At 66.7% G+C, this 19,355-nt stretch carries 24 protein-coding genes; 10 read left to right on the forward strand and 14 right to left on the reverse strand.

Annotated elements, in window-relative coordinates; translation table 11 throughout:
• The first annotated feature begins 89 nt into the window (after positions 1-89).
• Positions 90-644, forward strand: a complete 555-nt coding sequence (locus tag VF651_05955) for a hypothetical protein (protein HEX7965242.1) — start codon at positions 90-92, stop codon at positions 642-644.
• Between the two features lie 28 nt (positions 645-672).
• Positions 673-1,020, forward strand: coding sequence for a hypothetical protein (locus VF651_05960; protein HEX7965243.1), 348 nt, complete (start codon positions 673-675; stop codon positions 1,018-1,020).
• 147 nt (positions 1,021-1,167) lie between these two features.
• On the opposite strand, the gene VF651_05965 is transcribed toward VF651_05960, so the two are convergent.
• Together VF651_05965 and VF651_05970 are read right to left on the reverse strand one after the other, a co-directional pair.
• Entirely contained in the window at positions 1,168-1,833 is a 666-nt protein-coding gene (locus VF651_05965; protein HEX7965244.1) for a hypothetical protein, read from the reverse strand.
• Positions 1,834-1,843: 10 nt separating this feature from the next.
• Complete coding sequence (locus VF651_05970; protein ID HEX7965245.1) at positions 1,844-2,461, reverse strand: hypothetical protein; 618 nt, start codon at positions 2,459-2,461, stop codon at positions 1,844-1,846.
• Positions 2,462-2,748: 287 nt separating this feature from the next.
• Here VF651_05970 and VF651_05975 point away from each other — a divergent pair, with 287 nt between their 5' ends.
• The gene (locus tag VF651_05975; protein ID HEX7965246.1) at positions 2,749-3,090 is read left to right on the forward strand and encodes a cupin domain-containing protein; all 342 of its coding nucleotides are present in this window, start codon (positions 2,749-2,751) and stop codon (positions 3,088-3,090) included.
• A gap of 10 nt (positions 3,091-3,100) precedes the next feature.
• On the opposite strand, the gene VF651_05980 is transcribed toward VF651_05975, so the two are convergent.
• The 5 genes from VF651_05980 to VF651_06000 form a co-directional block, all read right to left on the reverse strand.
• The gene (locus VF651_05980) at positions 3,101-3,598 is read right to left on the reverse strand and encodes a heavy metal-associated domain-containing protein (GenBank protein HEX7965247.1); all 498 of its coding nucleotides are present in this window, start codon (positions 3,596-3,598) and stop codon (positions 3,101-3,103) included.
• A gap of 14 nt (positions 3,599-3,612) precedes the next feature.
• A complete protein-coding gene (locus tag VF651_05985) occupies positions 3,613-4,464 on the reverse strand; it encodes a hypothetical protein (protein HEX7965248.1) in 852 nt (283 codons plus the stop codon).
• A gap of 2 nt (positions 4,465-4,466) precedes the next feature.
• A complete protein-coding gene (locus VF651_05990; GenBank protein HEX7965249.1) occupies positions 4,467-4,829 on the reverse strand; it encodes a hypothetical protein in 363 nt (120 codons plus the stop codon).
• Positions 4,830-4,913: 84 nt separating this feature from the next.
• On the reverse strand, positions 4,914-5,285 hold the full coding sequence (locus tag VF651_05995; protein HEX7965250.1) for a hypothetical protein: 372 nt from the start codon (positions 5,283-5,285) through the stop codon (positions 4,914-4,916).
• A gap of 109 nt (positions 5,286-5,394) precedes the next feature.
• A complete protein-coding gene (locus VF651_06000; GenBank protein ID HEX7965251.1) occupies positions 5,395-5,895 on the reverse strand; it encodes a hemerythrin domain-containing protein in 501 nt (166 codons plus the stop codon).
• A 392-nt stretch (positions 5,896-6,287) separates the two neighbouring features.
• Between VF651_06000 and VF651_06005 the strand changes: the two genes are divergently transcribed.
• The 3 genes from VF651_06005 to VF651_06015 all read left to right on the forward strand — a co-directional run bounded on the left by VF651_06005 (position 6,288) and on the right by VF651_06015 (position 8,395).
• A complete protein-coding gene (locus VF651_06005) occupies positions 6,288-6,731 on the forward strand; it encodes a hypothetical protein (GenBank protein ID HEX7965252.1) in 444 nt (147 codons plus the stop codon).
• Between the two features lie 113 nt (positions 6,732-6,844).
• Positions 6,845-8,119, forward strand: a complete 1,275-nt coding sequence (locus tag VF651_06010) for a divalent metal cation transporter (GenBank protein HEX7965253.1) — start codon at positions 6,845-6,847, stop codon at positions 8,117-8,119.
• Between the two features lie 129 nt (positions 8,120-8,248).
• Positions 8,249-8,395, forward strand: coding sequence for a hypothetical protein (locus tag VF651_06015; protein HEX7965254.1), 147 nt, complete (start codon positions 8,249-8,251; stop codon positions 8,393-8,395).
• Between the two features lie 300 nt (positions 8,396-8,695).
• Here VF651_06015 and VF651_06020 read toward each other — a convergent pair whose 3' ends face one another.
• Positions 8,696-9,523, reverse strand: coding sequence for an isocitrate lyase/phosphoenolpyruvate mutase family protein (locus tag VF651_06020; GenBank protein HEX7965255.1), 828 nt, complete (start codon positions 9,521-9,523; stop codon positions 8,696-8,698).
• Positions 9,524-9,676: 153 nt separating this feature from the next.
• On the opposite strand from VF651_06020, the gene VF651_06025 reads away from it, so the two are divergent.
• Positions 9,677-10,204, forward strand: coding sequence for a hypothetical protein (locus VF651_06025; protein ID HEX7965256.1), 528 nt, complete (start codon positions 9,677-9,679; stop codon positions 10,202-10,204).
• A gap of 50 nt (positions 10,205-10,254) precedes the next feature.
• On the opposite strand, the gene VF651_06030 is transcribed toward VF651_06025, so the two are convergent.
• Together VF651_06030 and VF651_06035 are read right to left on the reverse strand one after the other, a co-directional pair.
• On the reverse strand, positions 10,255-10,704 hold the full coding sequence (locus VF651_06030) for a glycine zipper 2TM domain-containing protein (GenBank protein ID HEX7965257.1): 450 nt from the start codon (positions 10,702-10,704) through the stop codon (positions 10,255-10,257).
• A 203-nt stretch (positions 10,705-10,907) separates the two neighbouring features.
• Positions 10,908-11,873, reverse strand: coding sequence for an NAD(P)-dependent alcohol dehydrogenase (locus VF651_06035; protein ID HEX7965258.1), 966 nt, complete (start codon positions 11,871-11,873; stop codon positions 10,908-10,910).
• Between the two features lie 190 nt (positions 11,874-12,063).
• Between VF651_06035 and VF651_06040 the strand changes: the two genes are divergently transcribed.
• Both VF651_06040 and VF651_06045 read left to right on the forward strand, forming a co-directional pair.
• On the forward strand, positions 12,064-12,822 hold the full coding sequence (locus VF651_06040) for a methyltransferase (protein ID HEX7965259.1): 759 nt from the start codon (positions 12,064-12,066) through the stop codon (positions 12,820-12,822).
• 173 nt (positions 12,823-12,995) lie between these two features.
• Entirely contained in the window at positions 12,996-13,760 is a 765-nt protein-coding gene (locus tag VF651_06045) for a metallophosphoesterase (protein HEX7965260.1), read from the forward strand.
• Here VF651_06045 and VF651_06050 read toward each other — a convergent pair.
• Positions 13,732-14,106, reverse strand: a complete 375-nt coding sequence (locus tag VF651_06050; GenBank protein HEX7965261.1) for a hypothetical protein — start codon at positions 14,104-14,106, stop codon at positions 13,732-13,734. The genes VF651_06045 and VF651_06050 overlap by 29 nt on opposite strands.
• A gap of 158 nt (positions 14,107-14,264) precedes the next feature.
• Here VF651_06050 and VF651_06055 point away from each other — a divergent pair, with 158 nt between their 5' ends.
• Positions 14,265-17,072, forward strand: a complete 2,808-nt coding sequence (locus tag VF651_06055) for an ATP-binding protein (GenBank protein ID HEX7965262.1) — start codon at positions 14,265-14,267, stop codon at positions 17,070-17,072.
• 11 nt (positions 17,073-17,083) lie between these two features.
• Here the strand turns inward: VF651_06055 and VF651_06060 are convergent, their stop codons facing one another.
• From VF651_06060 to VF651_06070, 3 genes are read right to left on the reverse strand one after another with little or no spacing between them, the layout of a single operon-like run.
• Positions 17,084-17,785, reverse strand: coding sequence for a pirin family protein (locus VF651_06060; GenBank protein HEX7965263.1), 702 nt, complete (start codon positions 17,783-17,785; stop codon positions 17,084-17,086).
• A gap of 41 nt (positions 17,786-17,826) precedes the next feature.
• Positions 17,827-18,636, reverse strand: a complete 810-nt coding sequence (locus VF651_06065) for a hypothetical protein (GenBank protein HEX7965264.1) — start codon at positions 18,634-18,636, stop codon at positions 17,827-17,829.
• Positions 18,633-19,136 carry a sigma-70 family RNA polymerase sigma factor gene (locus VF651_06070; GenBank protein HEX7965265.1) on the reverse strand — a complete coding sequence of 168 codons (504 nt, stop codon included), beginning with the start codon at positions 19,134-19,136 and terminating at the stop codon, positions 18,633-18,635. Before VF651_06070 ends, VF651_06065 begins: the two co-directional genes overlap by 4 nt.
• Between the last annotated feature and the right edge of the window lie 219 nt (positions 19,137-19,355).

The raw sequence follows: 19,355 nt of genomic DNA on the forward strand, positions 1-19,355 counted from the left end.
GAAGCGACTACAGAATCTCCGGTTTTATCGCTAGGATTAGGCTGTCTTAGCGCGCTCTCTCTGAAATTTGGAAAAGTATTTCCGCAGTCATGAGAACACTCCAACTGCCTTATTCCGCCAAGGCGCGTATCTGGATCGGGGATTTGCCGCGCGCGGGGTATCCGGCCAGGGATACGCTCCGACGCACCTATGCCGCATTAGGAAGCGCCAATGGCACAAAGGCCGTCGGCGCCGTCGAAGTCATCAGGGCTGTTGGCCGGCCTTCCAGTTATGGCTTACTTGGCGGTGAACTGGTACTGGATGCATCCAGTGACTTTAGAGTCACCGTGCACACGGCTATGCCTCATGGGTCCTCTTATGCCGACACCATTGCAGCCGGTCCAGAACATGTTCGTGTGGGATTGCTGGAGGAATATGCAGAGGGCGTCTTTGAAGGTGTGGAACTGGCAAAGAACCATGTTAGTTTTGATTTTGCCGGTGAACTGACGGTGAATCGGGCAGCGCACAGCGATGTTGAATCCTCGCAGATCATGTTCAAGCATCTGTCGCTGGTCCTCATGAAGATGCTTTGTATGCAAGAGCAGAGTCCTTCGGGTGACGATCTGCTCGACCTATTTTGGGATAAGTTCGGGGAGTTCGACTGAGCCCTCGGTAATACAATCATGAGGCTATATGGGTTTAGATGAATTCAGGGCTGAAATGAACGCGTATCGGCAAGATGCCGTTGCATACGCCGAATCCCAGAAGGAGATGCAGCTGGTCTCGGAGAGACTTGGGCGGCTGTACAAAAAGTTCGATGCCGATGAACGCTTGATGGCCGACCAGATAGTGGGCGAATGGATTCTCTCCGATGATGAGAGCATTCGTTTTGACGCCATGGACCTCATAGAAGATTTCAAGATCGTCTCTGCTACATCAGCCTTAAGCCTTCTAGCTGACCGCCTGACTACAAGCAAATCACCTGGCGCGCCCTTTGAACGAAAGAAGATTGAAAGAATCTTGCTGGAACTGGAGAAATAGCAGGGGGGGGGTAGACCACGGTTTCCGGCACCATGCAATCCCCTCCCTTGTCACAAAAGATTCATACAAGTAGCCCCCCGAAAGGGGGGACTATCTAAGTCCACGCCAGCATCTCAGCATACGGTTTAAAAAAGGCGGGCGGTGGGTTCAGTGCGCGGCGCTGGCCTCGATGAACCGCAGCTTGCCCGGGTGGTCCAGGCGGTAGAAATGCCTGAGCTCCGGCAGGAGCGCGGGACTCACATCCGGGAAGCGGCGCATGAGGCTGTGGCAGTAGCGGGCGGCGCTGCGCCCCGCGTCCCGGTAGCGGCGGTGCAGGTCCGGGTCGAGGGCGGGATCGGGCCGCATCAGCTCGAAGAGCCGGTGATGCAGCGCGCGGGAGGAGGCGGGGGTGCTCTGGGCAAGCGCCAGCAGCGCCGTCACCACGAACTTGTCCACTTCCGCCTGCAGCTCCAGTTCCACCGGACGCACGCCGCGGTCGTGCTGGGCCTTGAAGGTGAGGTAGGTGAAGTGGCTCACGCCTTCCAGCACCGCCCAGAAGTCCTGCAGCTCCGCCCGCTGCAGCGATTCCAGGGGACGGGCGGCTTCGAGCCGCTGTAAGAGACCGGGTTCCAGGTAGAGCGAGAGCCGCAAGCCCTCCTCTTCCTCCTCCACCAGGAGCTTCTCTTCCACCGCGCGGAAATCCTCGCCCTCCAGCTCCCGCGCCACCGCCTCGTCGGTGAGCAGGAAGTCGTCCACCCGGAATGGGGTCTCCAGCGCGTACAGCCGGCTCAGGTAATCCTGCAGGGAGGAGACGGTGGCGGCCCCGGGCGCCATGTGCCGTGCGTCAGTGCGTGAAGCGGGTGCGGGCGGCTTCCGCGGGCTCGAGCCCGAGCGCGCGCAGCCGCTCGGCGGCGCGGGAGCTGCCGCTCTTCAGCCACTGCTCGTAGAGGCGCAGGAGGTCGCGCTCGTCCTCGGGGCGGGCCTGGCGGGCCATCTCGTTCAGCACGTCCACGAACTGGCGGAACTTGGCGGTGAGCTCGCCGAACACCTCCGCGAGCGCGCGGCCGCGCATGTCCGTCGCCGGCAGGTCGCTCAGCATGCTGTAGGCAGTCTCGCCCATCTCGCTGTAGTAGCCCATGTCCACCGGCCGCCGGTGCACGTACTCCGAGAAGAAGCCGGCGATGAAGAGCGCGAGATCCCCGAGCCGCCGCAGCATCTGTTGCCGCTCCTCCAGCGAGGGCGCCTCCACCGCGTCGGCCATGATGCTGGCGAGCGGGCGCAGCTTGTACCCCGAGCCTTCCACGTATTCGTAGAAGCGGTCGGAGCGCGCGAAGCCGGTGAGCAGCTGCACCACGTAGTGCTCGGTGGGCGCCGCGGCTTCCACCTTGCGCTGCTGCCTGGCCTCGGCGAAGGACTGGCGGAACCAGTCTTCGAGACTCTCGACTGCGATGACGTGAGCCATGACGGACCTCCGTCTGATTCGATTGATCTTGTTTTTATCCTAGCGCATGGCCGCGCCGATGCAAGATGCTGCATCACAAGGAAAGGAAGGGGACGATCCTGCTGACAACGCAAGTGGCATGTGCCGCGTTGACCGAGCGCTTCGCGGACGAAACACCTTGCCCGCCAGGGGATTACCGCGCGGTGTTGTGAGCGGAGTCCGCGAAATGGCTGCAGGAGCGGGTGATATACTGAGGAATTCCCCGCCCCGACTGCCGTGACACCGACGCTGAGTTGAGAGGTAGCGCCGTGAGCAACGAAGAAGTACCCGAGACCCGGGGCGTCAAAGCCGAATTGCTCGCGACGGTGGACCTCGGTCCCGAGATCGAAGGCATGGCGGGGTATCAGCTACGCATGCGCAGGTTCACCCTGGAGCCCGGCGCCGTGTTCGGGCCTCTGCACGATCACAAGGGCAGGCCGGGCACCGTCTTCATCCTGCAAGGCACCATCACCGACCACCGGGACGGGAAAGCCACGGAGTATGGTCCGGGCGCGGGCTGGCCCGAGGACCGCAACACCCTGCACTGGCTGGAGAACCGGGGCACGGTCCCGGTGGTGGAGATCTCGGTGGATATCGTCCGCAAGGGCTGATGCCCTTCGGCTAGAGTGTCTTCACGTCCTGCACCTTCAGGGTGACGGGAGAAGCCCCGGGATCGCTCGTGGCTTCGCCCTGCACCGACACCGCCGCGCCGGGCTTGAGGCCCGCGAGCTGGGCAGCGCTGAGGCCCGACAGCAGGTATTCCTCCTTGGAGCCGTCGGTCAGCACCAGCTTGTCGCCGCGCTGCGCCACGGTGCCCTGCACCGTGAGCACGATCTTCTCCGGCGTGAGGCCGCCGCGCAGCACCACGTCGTGGATGTCCGCGAGGGTGGTGGGGCTGTTCGGCGCGAAGTCGATGTAGGCCACGCCCTGCTCGATGCTCACGTTCACCTTGGCCACCCCCGCGAGCTTGCCCAGGTTCTTCTCCATGCCGTAGGCGCAGGGGGCGCAGTCCATGCCGAAGATGGTCTGCTCCACCTTCACCAGGCCGTCCGCCTGGACGGCGGAGCTTGAGGCCAGGAGCAGGACCGCGAGAGAGGCCGTTTTCAGGTTAGCACGCATGATTCGATCTCCGTTCAAAACCAATAGGTGAAGACAGCCTTGGCCCGGTAGCGGTCCTCAGGCTGGTTGCCGTTCAGGCTCTGGCTCACCGGGAAGAGCACGCCTGCCTCGATCCCCCAGGCGCCGTAGAGCCCGAGCAGCGAAGGGCCGGCGAGCAGCTTGTGGCCGCCGCTGTTCGGATCGGCGTTGCCCGCGAGCTCGTTCTTCCGGGTGGATTCACCCAGCGCCTCGAAGAGCACCCGCCAATCCGAAGCTGGCGCGTCGCGCCGGAAGTAGTCCGGCCGCCATGCCCATACGGCGGTGACGTAATAGAGATCGCCGAGCCGGCCGCCGCCCTTGGGCAGGTAATGCTGCAGGCCGCCGCCCAGCCACCAGTAGGTGGAGCGGGAGGCATAACCCGTGACCGCGCCGAGCGCGATCCCCTGGCCGGCGCTCAGTCCTTCGGTGTCCGTGCCGCGCCCGTCCCACACGCTGAGGAGCAGCGAGCTCTCGCGCCGCGCGCCGAGCCCCGTGGCCTTGCGCTGGAAGCGCCACAAGAGCGAGCCCTCCAGGTCCTTGCCGCCGCCCAGCATGCCTTGCATGGCGCGCGTGCCGGTGGCGGGCGTGTTGCCTTGGGCGAGCGGGAAGGCGAAGGAAGCTTGCAGATCCTGGGTGATGCCATAGCCCACGAGCTCGCGGAAGCTCACGGTCGAGTCCGCGTCGTTGGACATGCTCAGGGCCGCCGTGTCGCTGCTCCACTGGCCCTGCGTCAGGGTCGGCGTCGCCAGCGCGAAGGCGGGACCATGGCCATCCGCCAGGGCCGCGCCGGGATGGACGGCGAATAGCACCGCCGCCGCGAGGAGGGGAAGAAGGTCGTTCGTTCTCATGTTCAGACTCCCAAGGCCATGCGCAGCGGCAGCCAGAGGTAGGCCATGAAGAAGCCCAGGGCGTACACCGCCACTGCCACCCACAGCACGATGCGGTTCAGCCGGTCCGCCCGCTGGCAGAGGTGCGCCAGCTCCGGATCCGTGGGGCAGCTGCGGCCGGGCCGGTAGATGAGCCAGCCCGTGAGCGCGAGATAGATCGCCGCGCCGGCGAATATCCACACCTTGTGGCGGCTCAGGGCCACCAGCCACGGGAAGCTGTGGGTGAGATAGGCGACGCTCGCGCCGAACCCCAGGCTCACCAGCAGGATCGGCAGGGCGCAACAGATGAGCGTGCTGCCCGAGAACAGCAGGGTGGCGACGCTCAAGACGGAATCCAAAGGCCGGGCGCGTAAAGACATGGCACTCCTCACAACCGCTAAGGAAGAAGACGGACGGCGGTCAGGAGCGGGTCAGATCTGGAACGTGCAGAAGCGGATGTTGAGGCTTGTGACAGGTGGACGGTCAGAAACGGGCCCGGAATGCACTGGCGCGGTGGCGCGCGGCGCGTCGGCAGGGATGGCAGGCAGGGACGCGAGAGCGGGAGCCACGGCCTTGGCGAAGACCGGTGCCGACACCACGGCGGCCTGCATGGAAGCGGCGCAGTTCGCGGCAGCGGGACCGTGGGACGCGTCAGATCCGCAGGGGTAGGGGCAGTCCGGGCAATGGGCGTGTGTTGCGGCCTGGGCTGGGCTCGCCATGCAGGCCTGCGCAGGCAACATCCAAGCCGCCGCCAGGGCCAGGAGCAGGCCGGCGGCGAGGAGGCGTCTGTGTCTGCGGAACATCGCTGTCATGGTTACCCGTGGCTGCCTGGACCGTAGCCCGTTCGGGCTGCCCATGCAAGCCAAGACCGGTGGACGGCGGGTTTTATTGCATCCCGCCGCCGCGCTCGTATCAGTACGCTTCCGGTCCCATGTAGAGCGTGTAGAACTCCGTCTCCTCACGCTCCATCTGCCGGCTGAACTCCTCGCACACCCGTTCGACCTCGATCAGGAAGTCGTACATGCTGTCGTTGTCGACGGGCTTGTCCAGATAGCTGTCCAGGAATTTCTTGACGGTGCGTTCGATGCGCGCGCCGTTGGCTTGCATCTCGCGCACCAGCTCCTCGCTGCCCTCGCCCCACAGGTGCTGGCTGAGATAGGGCATGAGCTGGCTGTTCTCGCGCATGAGGTGCGTGGTGAGGTCCGCCTTGAACTGCGCCAGGGCCTCGGTGGCCTCGGCGTAGTAGCACTGCTCGGCGGCGCTGCTGGCCTTGACGAGCAGCATCACCAGCTCACGGTGCTGGTGGGTGAGTGCGGTGATAAGGGTCGGGTCGTAGGGGATGCCGCGCTGGCGCGTGGCGGTCCTGGGCGCTTCCCGATCCTTGGGTCGCTTGCCTAAGAGTGTGAGTAACATGGAAACCTCGACGTCCTTGTATCCCTCTTTCGTCTCCTGTGATCTTGCTTGCCGAACCCCGTGCCTCAAGTATGGCAGGAAATCCCCACCTGGGACTATCGGCGCCGTCCGGGGCCCAAACCCCGCGCCGGGCGCGGGTTTCCGGCGTGCCAGATTCCGCCCATCGCCGGCCTATCTGGCCGTTGCCGCGCGACGGCAGCCCGCGTAAAAGATGCCACCGGTTACGCGCTGGGAGGCGCGATGGCAGACGGCAATATCATTCCGCTCGAACTGGAACTCCTGGGTGCATGGGACATCGCTGATGCGACCGTGCTGTTGCAGCTCGCGTTCAACATGCCGAGACCCTATGGCGACGACTTGAAGCGCCACCTGGCGATGGATCCCGCGAGCTGGTGGCTGGGCCCGGCCGGGGACAGGTGCGGCGCGCCAAGCCGGAAGACTGCGCGGCGATCTCTGCCCTGGACGCACAGATGACCGGCGCCGACCGAGGCCGGCTCATGCGCTGCCTGCTGGAGGAGTTTCTGGACCGCAGCTTCGTCTCGACGGACGGGCAAGGCCGCATCACGGGCTACATCTTCGCCCAATCCCGGCGCATCGGTCCCTGGCTCGCGATGCAGCCGGCGGATGCCGAGGCCTTGTTGGCCGAAGTCCTGGCTCTCCCGTTCGCATCGCCTCCCGAGCTCATCGCTCCGCAGTCCAACGCCGCGGCGCGTCCCATGCTGGAGCGTCACGGCTTCCTCTATAGGAGGAGCACGCGGCACATGCGGCGGGGCGGGGAGGGGCTGTTATCCCGGCGCGCCTCCATCTATGGTTACGCCAGTTTCGCCCTGGGCTGAGGCCGGCACGCTTACATTACAAAGCCGCGGTTTTACAGCGGGCGCCGATTGAGTAACTCGTGCGCCAGGCGGTTAATCTGGACTTCGGCAGATATGGACATCGTTTACAGCCCATGGCTTCTTTCCGTGCGTTCTGGGAGCGCTGCAAGAGACACCCCCTGGCGAAGATCGGGCCGGGGCTGATCACCGGCGCGGCGGACGACGATCCGAGCGGCATCGCCACCTATTCCCAGGCGGGCGCCCGCTACGGCCTGGACATGCTCTGGACCATACCGCTGGCCTTCCCCATGGTCGCGGCGGTCCAGTCCATGTGCGGGCGCATCGGCCGGGTCACGGGCAAGGGCCTTGCGGCCAACATGAAGGACACGTTCCCGCCGCTGGTGCTGAAGTCCATGGTTGGGCTGCTGCTCGTCGCCAACACGCTCAACATCGGTTCCGACCTCGCGGCGATGGGCGACGTGGCGGGCCTCGTCACCGGCTTCAACCGCCACCTCATGACGCTGTTCTTCATCGGCGTCACGCTCACGTTGCAGCTGCTCGTGCCCTATCACCGCTACGTCTCGTACCTGAAGTGGCTCACCCTCTCGCTGCTCGCCTACATCGCGGTGCTGTTCTTCGTGGACGTGCCCTGGGGCCAGGTGATCTCCCACACCCTGTGGCCCAGGTTCAGGTTCGATTCCAAGGCGGCCGACGTGATCATCGGCGTCTTCGGCACCACCATCAGCCCCTACCTCTTCTTCTGGCAGACCTCGGAGGAAGTGGAGGACATGCGCACGCCGCCCCGCGCGGCCCCCCTGCTGCGGAACCCGGGCGCGGCGTCCAAGGAGCTCAAGCGCATCCGCATGGACACCTGGCGCGGCATGTTCGTGGCCAACATCACGGCTTACTTCATCATCCTGGCCACTGCCATCACCCTGCACATGACTGGCGTCACTGACATAGACACGGCCACCCAGGCGGCGGGGGCGCTGAAGCCGGCTGCCGGCACCTATGCCTACTGGCTGTTCGCCGCCGGCATCATCGGCACCGGCCTCATGGGCGTGCCGGTGCTGGCCGCATCCGGCGCCTACGCGCTCTGCGAGACCGTGGGCTGGAAGTGCAGCCTGGAGCACAAGCCGCGCGAGGCGCGCGGGTTCTACGGCATCATCACGGCCAGCGTGTTCGCGGGGCTGGCCCTGCAGTTCGTGCACATCAGCCCCATGAAGGCGCTGTTCTGGAGCGCCGTCATCAACGGCGTCGTCTCGGTGCCGCTGCTGGCCATCGTCGTATTGCTGGCGTCGAAGAAGTCGGTGATGGGGAAGTTCACCGCGAAGCGCTGGGTCACCGTCATCGGCTGGATCGCCACCACCGTCATGGGTGCGGCGGCCGTCTGGATGTTCATCCCCTAGGAAGCGGATCCGGAGGCTGCGATATCCGCCGAAGCGTCACCACTCGCGATGACGGGCTTCGGCGATATCGTTTCGGGGGGGGCAGGTCAGCTGCAGGGAGCCATCCCGGTCGAAGCACCCGGTGCCGGCGTGGCCGGAGTGCGCGGCGCGCGCATCGAGGTCGAGGCGCCCGGAACACGCATCGAAGTCGAGTTGCCCGGTGCATGGCTCATGCCCGGCGGACAGTGGGTGGTACCGCTCGGCGGCATGGTCGAGGGCATGGTGCTGTTGGGATAGGCCGGGTTGCTGGTCGGAGTGCTGCTCGGACTGCTGCTCGGACTGCTGCTCGGCGAGCTGCTGGTGGGTTGTGCGTTCGCGGCGAGCGCGGCGGCACCCAGGAGCATCCCACATAGCGTTGCGGACAATTTCATGGTTCCTCCTTGTCGGTTTTCGGCGGGTGAACCGGCAAGTTAGAGGTTTGCGCGCACCCAATCCGTGCGCCATGCCGCACTTCGGGTCGGCTTCAAGACCCCTTGTCATGCATCGGGAGATCAGACCATCGCGGCGCAGAGGTAACGCTTTCTCCGCGCGATCAGACTAGCGGGCGAGCAGCGTCCTGAGGTCTCCGTAAGAGAGCACGTCCTCGGCGTTGCCATAGGTACCCTGTTCCAGCAGTTCCCGCACGCCGCGGCGCACCGCGGCGAAGGCGGCCTGGGTGAAGAGCGGCCCCACGCTCACGCGCGCCACGCCGAGTTCGCCGAGTTCCGCGACGCTCGGCGCGCCGGGCATCGCCATGATGTTGAGCGGACCCCTGATGCCGGACACCAGCGCCGCGATGGTCTCCCGGTCGATGACGCCGGGCACGAACACGCAGTCCGCGCCGGCGGAGAGGTACGCCGCCGCGCGGCGCAGCGTCTCCGCGAGCCAGGTCTTGGGGTCGCCTACTTCGAACATGAAGACGTCGATGCGCGCGTTGATGAAGAGCTCGCAGCCGGCGGCCTGCGCCGCTTCCCGGGCCGCCCCGATGCGGCTAGCTTGTTCCTGCGGTTCGAGCAACTTCTGCCCTTCGCGCCCGGGTGAGTCCTCGAGGTTGATGCCGGCGACGCCGAGGCCGCAGATCGTGCGCGCCGTCTCGGCCACCGCGCGAGGCGTCCCGCCGCCGTAGCCGCCTTCGATGTCCGCCGTCACCGGCACGGCGACCCGGCGCACGATGCGGCCGATGACGGCGAGCATCTCGTCCCGCGTGAGCTTCTCGCCGTCGAGCAGGCCGTGGCTCCAGGAGACGCCGGCACTGGTGGTGGCGATGGCCTTGGCGCCGGCCTGCTCCAATAGCCGCGCGGAACCCGCGTCCCAGGCGTTGGGCAGCACCAGGGGGCGCTCGCCGTGGAGGCGGCGGAACTCGGTGATCTTCGCTTGCTGGTCCATGGCTCGTCTCGCAACGGTGGGCTGGAGCGCATTAAGCCATACCGCGCCGCGGGGGCGCTATCAGGATCCTGTGGATGGGGGGTCGTGTACTGGGCTGTGGAGGGGGCTAAAATCCGGCATCAGAACTACAACGTACCGGCAAAAGGGGTATCCATGAAGCGCCATATCTGGCTCTTGGGCAGTCTGTCCGCTTTACTGGCCATGGGCTGCAGCCACGGGCCGCCCAAGCCCCGCCACCCGCTGATCCCCGATGGCAGCACCGTGGCGGTGATCATGTTCCGCGACTGCGTCATCCAGGACCAGGAAGATTGCGACGGATCCGGGAACACCGCAGGCTCCATCTTCGCCTCCAAGCTCAACGATTCGGACTTCATCCACGCGGTGCCGCTGTCGCGCCCGGTGGGTCCCAAGGAAGAGCTGAACGATGACGCGGCGGTGGCCCTGGCCAAGGCCAAGGGCTATGCGTATGTGCTGAACGGAGAGGTGGCGGACTACTACCGGGTCGCGCCGATGACTTTCCGGGAAGAGCGGGCCGCGGCCAACATCCGCGTGCTGAGCACCGCGGACGGGAAGATCGTGTACTTCCACGACGACAACGACACCGCCAACGACATGAGCTCCCCTCAGTCCATCCTGGAAGACATCGCGGAGGATGTCCGGGACGATCTGTCGGACGATTGAGCGGTGATCCGCCGCGGGAGGGCCGAGCCTTCCCGCGGCGGAGCTTCGATTTAGACCGGGTAGACCTGGTCGTCCACGATCTTCACGCGCTGGCCGACGCGCAGGTCAGCCACGTCGCCCTTCTGGTTCACGTTGACCACCTGGCCGTCCTTCAGCTTCACGGCGATCTTGTACATCTGGTCGCCGCCGCGGTTGCCGACCTTGGTGCCGATCACCGCGCCGCCGACCGCGCCGGCCACGGTGGCCGCCGTCTGGCCGCGCCCGCCGCCGAACTGGTGACCCGCGACCGCGCCGATGGCGCCGCCGATGAGCGTGCCCACGTTAACGCCGCTCTGGGTCTCGGTGGTCTCGTTGATGGACTTCACCACGCCGTATTCAGCATTGGTGTCGGTCGTCGAAGCCACCGACCGGCCGGTGGTGCTCGTGTCGCTGGCGCAGCCGGTGAGGGACATGGAAGCAGAGAACAGGGCGAGGAAGAGTACGGATAGGATCTTTTTCATGTTTGGCATCTCCTGAAACTGAGTCTTGCAGCATAGGAGAGCCGCGCGGCCCTTTCAGTGCACTGGCGCACAAGCGCGGCCACGGGTCACGGTGTTTCGCGTGGACTGCGCGACACGACGTTGTTGGAATCGTGATCGAGCTAGGGAGATGACGGTAGAGATCGGCGTGAAGACGTCAAATCCTGTTTGCGGCTCGCGCCTGTTCACCGCACCTGGATGATGAGCTTCCCGCGGGCGTGGCCTTCTTCTATATGACGGATCGCGTCCGGCACCTGGCTCAGCCCATAGCGCCTGTCTATCACGGGCGTGAGCCTGCCCGCGGCGAGCAGCCCCTGAAGGAACGTGAGATCCGCGGCATCGAAGCGCGTCGTCACGAGCTTGCTCCGCTTGCCGCCGAGGGAGAGCAGCGGCCCCAGCAGCATGAGCTGGAGTATCAGGCGGCCGCTGCCGCCGGTGCAGACGAACCTGCCGCGGGGCGCGAGCACGCCCCGGTAATCAGCGAGGGGGCGATACGCGTTGGCGCCGTACACGAAGTCGTAGCGCGCCGCTCCGAGGGCGAAATCCTCGTGCGTGTAATCCAGGACCTCGTCCGCGCCGAGTGCCCGGGCTTGCTCCACGTTGCGGGGGCTGCATACGGCGGTCACGCGCGCGCCCAGCGCCTTCGCTATCTGTATGGCGAGGCTGCCCACGCCGCCGGAGGCGCCGTCTATCAGCACGCTCTGGCCGGGCTGTAGCCCGCCCTCCTTGCGCAATGCCTGCAGCGCGGTGATGGAGGCGAGCGGGACCGCCGCGGCGGTCTCGAAAGAGGTCCCCGCCGGGATGATCGCGAGCCGCTCTTCCCCGGCACAGGCGCGTTCGGCGAAGCCGCCCCGGCCGATGCCGCCGAACACCCGGTCGCCCGGCTTGAAGCGGGTGACGTCCTTGCCCACCGACTCCACCACGCCCGCCACATCGCATCCCGGTACGATGCGGCGCTTGGGTCTCATCAGCCCGCCCAGCAGGAGACGGACGGGGAAGGGGCTGCCGCGCATGAAATGCCAATCCACCGGGTTCACGGAGGCCGCATGCACCCTCACCAGCACCTGGATGTCTCCAGGCTCGGGCTGCGGAAGCTCCCCATACTCCAGGACTTCCGGCGGCCCGTATTCGGTGAAGGAGATGGCTTTCACGGCCGTGCTCGGCTCCCGGTGCCGCGGTGGGGTGGACGCTCCATCATAGTCGAGTGGCCGGCATATCCTCGGGCCTGTCTTCATCTTCCTCTCACCACGAGAAGCACCGCAACGGAACGCTCGATCCGCGGAATCATTCCGCCTGGTGCTGGTCTATAGGCAGCATCCCTTTCCATCAGGAGGCTCCTCCATGCACCGCATATCCATCGCTTCGCTCGCATTCGTCGCCGCTTTTGCCGCATCCGTCGCGGTGGCGGCGGATTCCGTCCCTGCCTACGTGACGTCCGCCCTCGCAGCGCCGGACCGCAAGGCCGACGCGGCCGATGACGCCCACCGCCAGGTAGCCGCCATCATGGCCTTCGCCCAGGTGAAGCCGGGGCAGAAGGTCGCCGAGCTCATCCCCGGCGAGGGTTATTGGACCCGCATCTTCAGCGGCATCGTGGGCGCCCAGGGCCGCGTCTACACCGTCTGGCCGGACGGCTACCAGCAGTACGTGGAGAAGAGCTACGCCCACTGGCAGAAGCTTTCCGCGACCCAGTACAAGAACGTAAGCCTCATCCGCGGCGCTGCCGGAGACCTCAAGCTGCCGGAGCAGGTGGACCTGGTGTTCACCAACCAGAACTACCACGACTACCACGATCCGTTCATGGGCCCGGTGGACATGAAGGCCTTCGACAAGAAGGTGTTCGATGCCCTCAAGCCCGGCGGCTACTTCGTGATTGTGGACAACGTGGCGCCGGCAGGCTCGGGGTTCGCGGACACGGATACCACGCACCGCATCGATCCTGAGGCGGTGAAGAAGGAAGTGGAATCGGCGGGCTTCGTGTTCGACGGCGCGAGCGATGCGCTCAAGAACCCGGACGACGACCACAAGCAGGTCTCATATCAGCCGCCCATGGCCGGCAAGAACGATCAGTTCATCTTCAGGTTCAAGAAGCCGGCGAAATGAACTGAGTCTAAGCGGCAGCCCCGCGCGGGCGGGGCTGCCGTCCCTTCAGGATCGGGGGGCTTCACATAAGCCGCGCCGCGGCGTGATGGAGTGCGACACAATATCCGCCGCCGCTTGCTAGGATATCCCTATCCGCGTTTTTGCGGATGTGGCATGGACGCCAGGCAAGCGGGGTGGCAGTGAAAATCGGCATCCTCTCCGACCTCTATCTAGACGAATACGGCGCGCCCTCGGTCCCCCGCGATCAGCCTGACGTGCTCGTCCTCGCCGGCGACATCGGCGAAGGCTTCAAGGGTCTGACCTGGGCGAGCATCGCCTATCAGTGCCCCATCATCTACGTTGTGGGCAACTACTCCTACCGCGGCTGCAACCTCGACACCTTCGACCAGGAGCTGCATTCGCGGGCCTGGGGGACGAACGTGCACGTGCTGCAGAACGAGAGCCTGGTGGTGCGCGGCGTGCGGTTCATCGGCACCACCCTGTGGAGCGACTTCGAGCTGTTCGGCGATGCGGACACGGCGAAGACGCTGGCCCAGGAAGGTTGCGTGGACTACTACCGCATCAGCAAGGGCGGCGGCGAGCCGATCACCCCGGCAGACACCGCGGGACGGCACCGCGAAGCGGTGCGTTACCTGGAGGAGGTCGCCACCCAGTCCTTCGATGACGGCAGCACCGTGATCGTCACTCACCATGCGCCTTCCATGAAGTCCGTGCCGCCGCGCTATCGCGACGACCATATCGCCGCCTGCTATGCCTCCCACCTGGACAAGCTCGTGGAGCGCGTCGATGCGCGCTTCTGGGTGCATGGCAGCCAGCATGACGCCGTGGACTACATGCTCGGCGGCACGCGCGTGCTGGCGAACCCGCGGGGCCATCCCAAGGAGGACGCCGCGCGCGAGATCGGTCCGTTCAGGCCCGAGTATCGCCTGGAGATCTAGGCGACCGGCGCCAGTCGAGCAGCACCAGCGTCAGCGCCCCGCCGCTCAGCAGCAGGATGATGAGCGTCATGGGCGTCATGAACAGGCACAGCGCGCCCACCGCGGAGAGAAACAGGGCCGCGGTCCAGCCGCGGTAACCCCGGCGTCTTCCCCGCAGCGTGAACCCACCGGCACAGAACGCCACCGCCCACAGCGCGAGGCCCAGCGGGACCGTCGCCAGCCCGCGCGCGGCTCCAGGGGAAGTGACGTAGAAGATGAGCGAGACCGCGAGCAGCATGAGCAGCGCGCCGGCCAGCCACAATAAGGTGGAGGCGATGGCGATGTGGCGCGGCGCTGGCTTGTCCATCCCGGTGTCTCTCCAGTGTCGCGGCCGAGCATGAGCCCCACACGGGCCGTCCCGCAACCCCAGGCCCCCAGCGACGTGCGGCCCCGGGGGCCTTGCTGGTGGGCTGCCCGGCTTGGGTCTATATTCCCATACTGGACCGGGGCGATAGGGAACTTCGCATGGGACGGCACCTCCGCATCCTGCACTTGGAGGATGACAAGGCACACGCGGAGCTTATCCGGCGCGCCATCGGCAAGCTCCCGTTGCCCTGCGAGGTGAGCGTCGCCGGCTCCCGCCGCGACTACCTCGCGGCGCTCGACGCGGGCCCGCCGGCTCTCATACTCTCCGACAGCCAAGGCTATGACCTTGATGGCCTGGAGGCGTTGCGCCTCGCACGCGCGCGCTATCCCGCCGTGCCTTTCCTGTTCGTGTGCAGCGGCTTCGACGATCCCGCCGCCCTCATGGCCGCGGGCGCGACGGACTGCCTGCTGAAGGCGGACCTGGACCAGGTCGCCGCGAAGGTCGGGACCCTGCTGGAGCGGGACGCCGCCGGCGCGGCACTGGATTTCAAGCGCCTGTTCGAGGCCTCACCGGACATCCTCTTGGTGCTGCTGCCGGACAGCCCGCGCTACACCATCGTCGGCGCCACGCGCGCGCGCCTCGACGCCACCCACACCGGGGATGAGCAGTACGGCCGCGGCCTGTTCGAGATTTTCCCGGACAACCCCGACGACCCGGGCGCCAGCGGCACCGGCAACCTGCGCGCCTCGCTGGAGCGGGTGCTGGTGACCCGCGCGGCGGACACCATGGCGGTGCAGAAGTACGACATCCGCGACGAGAACGGGCACTTCGTCTCGAAGTACTGGAGCCCGAAGAACATCCCGGTGCTCTCGGACGCCGGCGAGATCCTCTACATCCTGCACCGGGTGGAGGACGTCACCGAGTTGGTGCAGGCCACCGAGGCCGGCGAGGAGATGCGTGGCCGCACCCGGGAGATGGAGCGGGAGGTGGTGAGACGCAGCCAGGAGCTGGCGGCCGCCAACCTCGAGCTGCGCGCGGCCAACCTGAAGCTGGGCGAGCTCGATACGGCCAAGACCGTGTTCTTCAGCAACATCAGCCACGAGTTCCGCACGCCATTGACCCTGATGCTGGGCCCGCTGGAGGATGCGCTGGCCGAGCCGGCGGACGCGCTGCCGGCGCCGCAGCGGCACCGGCTGGAACTGATGCACCGCAACGCACTGCGCCTGTTCAAGCTGGTCAATGCGCTGCTGGACTTCTCGCGCCTGGAAGCCGGGCGCATGCGCGTGGCCTACGCGCCCCTGGACCTCGGCCAGCGCACCCGTGAGCTGGCGAGCGCGTTCCAGTCCGCCGCAGTCAAGTCCGGGCTCAGCCTGGAGCTGGACTGTCCCGGGATGGCGGAACCCGCCTGGGTGGATCCCGAGATGTGGGAGAAGATCGTCCTCAACCTCATCTCCAACGCCTTCAAGTTCACCTTCGAAGGCGGCATCCGCGTGCGGCTGCGGGACGCGGGCGACCGCTTCGAGCTGGAGGTGCGCGATACAGGCACAGGCATCCCGGAGCGGGACCTGCCCCACGTCTTCGAGCGCTTTCACCGGGTCGAAGGCGCGCGCTCGCGCAGCCACGAGGGCAGCGGCATCGGCCTCGCCCTGGTGCACGAGCTCGCCCGTCTGCACGGCGGCGCGGTCTCGGCGGCGAGCACGGCGGGCAAGGGCAGCGCCTTCACCGTGTCCATCCCCAAGGGCAAGGCGCATCTGCCGAAGGACGCGGTACAGGCGGCGCCCGACCAGCCCGGCACAGGCGCCGGCCGCGTCTCGGTTTATCTGGACGAGGTGAGCCAGTGGACCGCCGGCGAGCAGGCCGGCCAAGAAGCCGCCACCAGCGCCCCGAACCAGGGGCGCGTGCTGCTGGTGGACGACAACCCGGACATGCGCCGCTACATCAGAGAGCTCCTGGAGCCGCACTACCAGGTGCAGGTGGCGGAGGACGGCCAGGCCGCGCTGGAGCACGCGCTGGCTTCGCCGCCGGACCTGGTATTGAGCGACGTGATGATGCCGCGCCTCGACGGCTTCGGCCTGTTGCGAGGGCTGCGCGGCGCGCCCTCGACCCGGGACGTGCCGGTGATCCTGCTCTCGGCCCGCGCCGGCGAGCAGGATTCGGTGGAGGGCCTGGACGCGGGCGCGGACGACTACCTGGTGAAGCCCTTCGCGGCACGGGAACTCATGGCCCGGGTGCGCACCCACCTGGAGCACACGCGCCTGCGGCGGCAGTGGGCGCGCGAGCTGGAGCAGATCAACCGCGAGCTCGAAGCCTTCAGCGTCTCGGTGTCCCACGACTTGCGCGGGCCGATACGCAGCATCAGCGGCTTCACCAAGCTCCTGGAAGAGGACTACGCGGACAAGCTGGACGAGGCCGGGCGCAGCTACCTGCAGTACGTGATCCAGAGCACCGCCAGGATGTCCCAGCTCATCGACGACCTCCTGGACCTGTCGCGGGTCACCCGCGCGCCCATGCAGCGCGGCCGGATCGACCTCGGGCGACTGGCCCAGGGGGTGTTCCAGGAGCTGCGCAAGCGGGAACCGGAGCGCCGCTGCGTCACGGAGGTGGATGACGGGCTCGAGGCGGAGGGCGATGCGAAGCTGGCGGCCATCCTGCTGGAGAACCTCCTGGGCAACGCCTGGAAGTTCACCGCCAAGAAGCCGGATGCCCGCATCGAGATCGGCAGCGAGATGCAGGAGGGCGAACGGGTGTTCTTCGTGCGGGACAACGGCGCCGGCTTCGACATGGACCAGTCCAGCCGGCTGTTCGCGCCGTTCCAGCGGCTGCACAGCGAACAGGAGTTCGAGGGTACCGGCATCGGGCTCGCCACGGTGCAGCGCATCATCGCGCGCCACGGCGGGCGCATCTGGGTCGAGGCGGAAGAGGGCAGGGGCGCGGCGTTCTACTTCACGCTCGGCGGGCACCCCTAGCTGGAACGGGCTCAGCCCATGTCGAACAGCAGGAACTCGGTGCCGTCCACTGCGGCGCTGACGGCGACCTCCCGCTCACCCTGTAGGGCAGCGCCGTCGCCGGCGGCGAGGCGCTGCCCGTTGAGCGTGAGCGCGCCGCGGGCCACCTGCAGCCATTGGCTGCGGCCGGGGGCCGGCGCGTGCCGCACGCCGTCGCCCTCGTCGAGCACGCAAGCGTAGAGGTCTGCGTCCAAGTGCACGGTGACGGAGCCCTCGCGCCCGTCCCGGGACGCGATGAGCCTCAATCGCCCGCGCTTGTCCGCGTCTTCGAAGCGCTTCTGCTCGTAGCCGGGCTGGATGCCGCGCCGTTCCGGGATGAGCCAGATCTGCAGGAAGTGCACAGGCTCGCTCTTGGAGTGGTTGAACTCGCTGTGCTGGATGCCGGTGCCGGCGGACATGCGCTGCACGTCGCCGGGGCGTATCACCGAGCCGGTGCCGATGCTGTCCTTGTGCTCCAGGGCACCCTCCAGCACGTAGGAGATGATCTCCATGTCCGCATGGCCGTGGGTGCCGAAGCCCTGGGCAGGCTGCACCTTGTCCTCGTTGATGACCCGCAGCGGGCCGAAGCCCATGTGGCGCGGGTCCATGTACTGGCCGAAGGAGAAGGTGTGGCGGCTGTCGAGCCAGCCGAAGTCGGCTTTGCCGCGCTCGGCGGCGGGACGCAGGGTGATCATGCCTCCAGTATAAGCCGCTTCCGCCGTATCCCGCCCCGCCATCAATCGGAGCCCGGTTGTGCCAGCCTATAGCCGGACGGTACATCCGTCCTGAAGAGGGAAGGTTCAAGCGGCGCATCCAGCGTCAGCTTGATGTCCTGGGTGTAGTGCGGACCCCTGACGCCCTCCACGTTGACGGCATGGGGAACGCCGCCCCCGTCCGCCCAAAGCACCACGTTCACGCCACCGAGCGACAGCGACCAGCCGCGCACCGGCACGCCGTCCAGGGTGCGGGTTTCCGCCAGCAGGGTGGCATGGCCCTTGAACTCCTGCACCTGCTGCAGCCAGTCCAGAGAGTCGGATGCCTGCGCCTGCGCCTTCGCCTGGTCCGGCGCGATGCCCGTGAGCCGCATGGCCGTATGGTTCGCGTGCTGTAACACCAGCACCGTCTGCCCGCCGGCGTTGTAGACCACGCTGGTGGTATCGCCCACGTCCGTGTGCACGTCGCCGTCGTGGTCCGCCCAGATGCGGATGGTAGGCATGGGCATGCCACCCATGCGCTGCTTCAGCGTCATGGACATGGTGTGGAAATCCCGCAGGTGGCGCTGCACGTCGGCGAAAGCCTCGCCCTGCCCGTGGAACAGGAGCGGCAGGAACAGTCCCAGCGCCAGCACCGCGACGATAGCCAGGGCGGCGGAAGCGAAGAGCAACCGGAAGCCGGGGCGCGTCATGCGGCCGGCCCGCCGGGACGCCAGCAGGCGGTCCAGCCTCTCCTGCGCGGCGTCGGCAGCGATGGGCTGCGCCACCCGCTCGCGCAGCGCTTGGACGTGATCCTCGAGTCCTGGGGAAAGACGGATGTCGGATGCGTTCATGTATGGGTCTCCGGAAGCGTGTCGAAGAGGCGGCTGAGCCGGGACTCAAGCGTGCGCGTCGCCCGGTGCAGGCAGACCGCCACATGGTTGGTGCTGATCCCGGTGAGGGCCGCGATTTGGGCAACGTCCAGGCCCTGGATGCAGCGTAGCGTGAAGCATGCCGCTTCCCGAGGCCGCAGCCGGGCGATCTCCCGCCGCAGCCGCTCGGCTTTCTCGAGCTGCATGACCTCATCCTCGGCGCTGGCTGCGCTGAGCGGTTCGGCTACACGCCATAGTGGCTCCAGCCGCCGCCACCGGTTGCGGCGGCGCAGCCGGTCGATGGCGATGCGCGTCGCGAGCACCGTGAGGTATGCCGGCCAGGACTTCACGGCGGCTGCGGGCCGTTCCAGCAGGCGCAGGAACACGTCCTGTTGCACATCCTCCGCCAGGGCGGCATCCCCCAGCATGCGGAAGGCTGTGCCGAACACGAGGCGGCCGTGCAGGCGAGCGAGTGTGGCCACGTCTTCGGGCGAGAGCCTGTCTTGGCCGTGGTGCTCTGTGGCCATCGGGGTCCTTCCTGGGTTGCCTATACTTGAAGACGCCCGGGGACCCCTAGACTTACAGGAAACTTCGGGCAGGCCCAAGCCGGCCAGTATAGGCCGGCCCGCCGAGCGCAAAGTATTCATCGGCGCTACGCTGAATGTCTCCGGCTTTCTTTGATGTCTCTCACGTCAGTTCGC

It is taken from the genome of Gammaproteobacteria bacterium, from assembly GCA_036383255.1.
Taxonomy (GTDB): domain Bacteria; phylum Pseudomonadota; class Gammaproteobacteria; order Natronospirales; family REEB76; genus DASUBN01.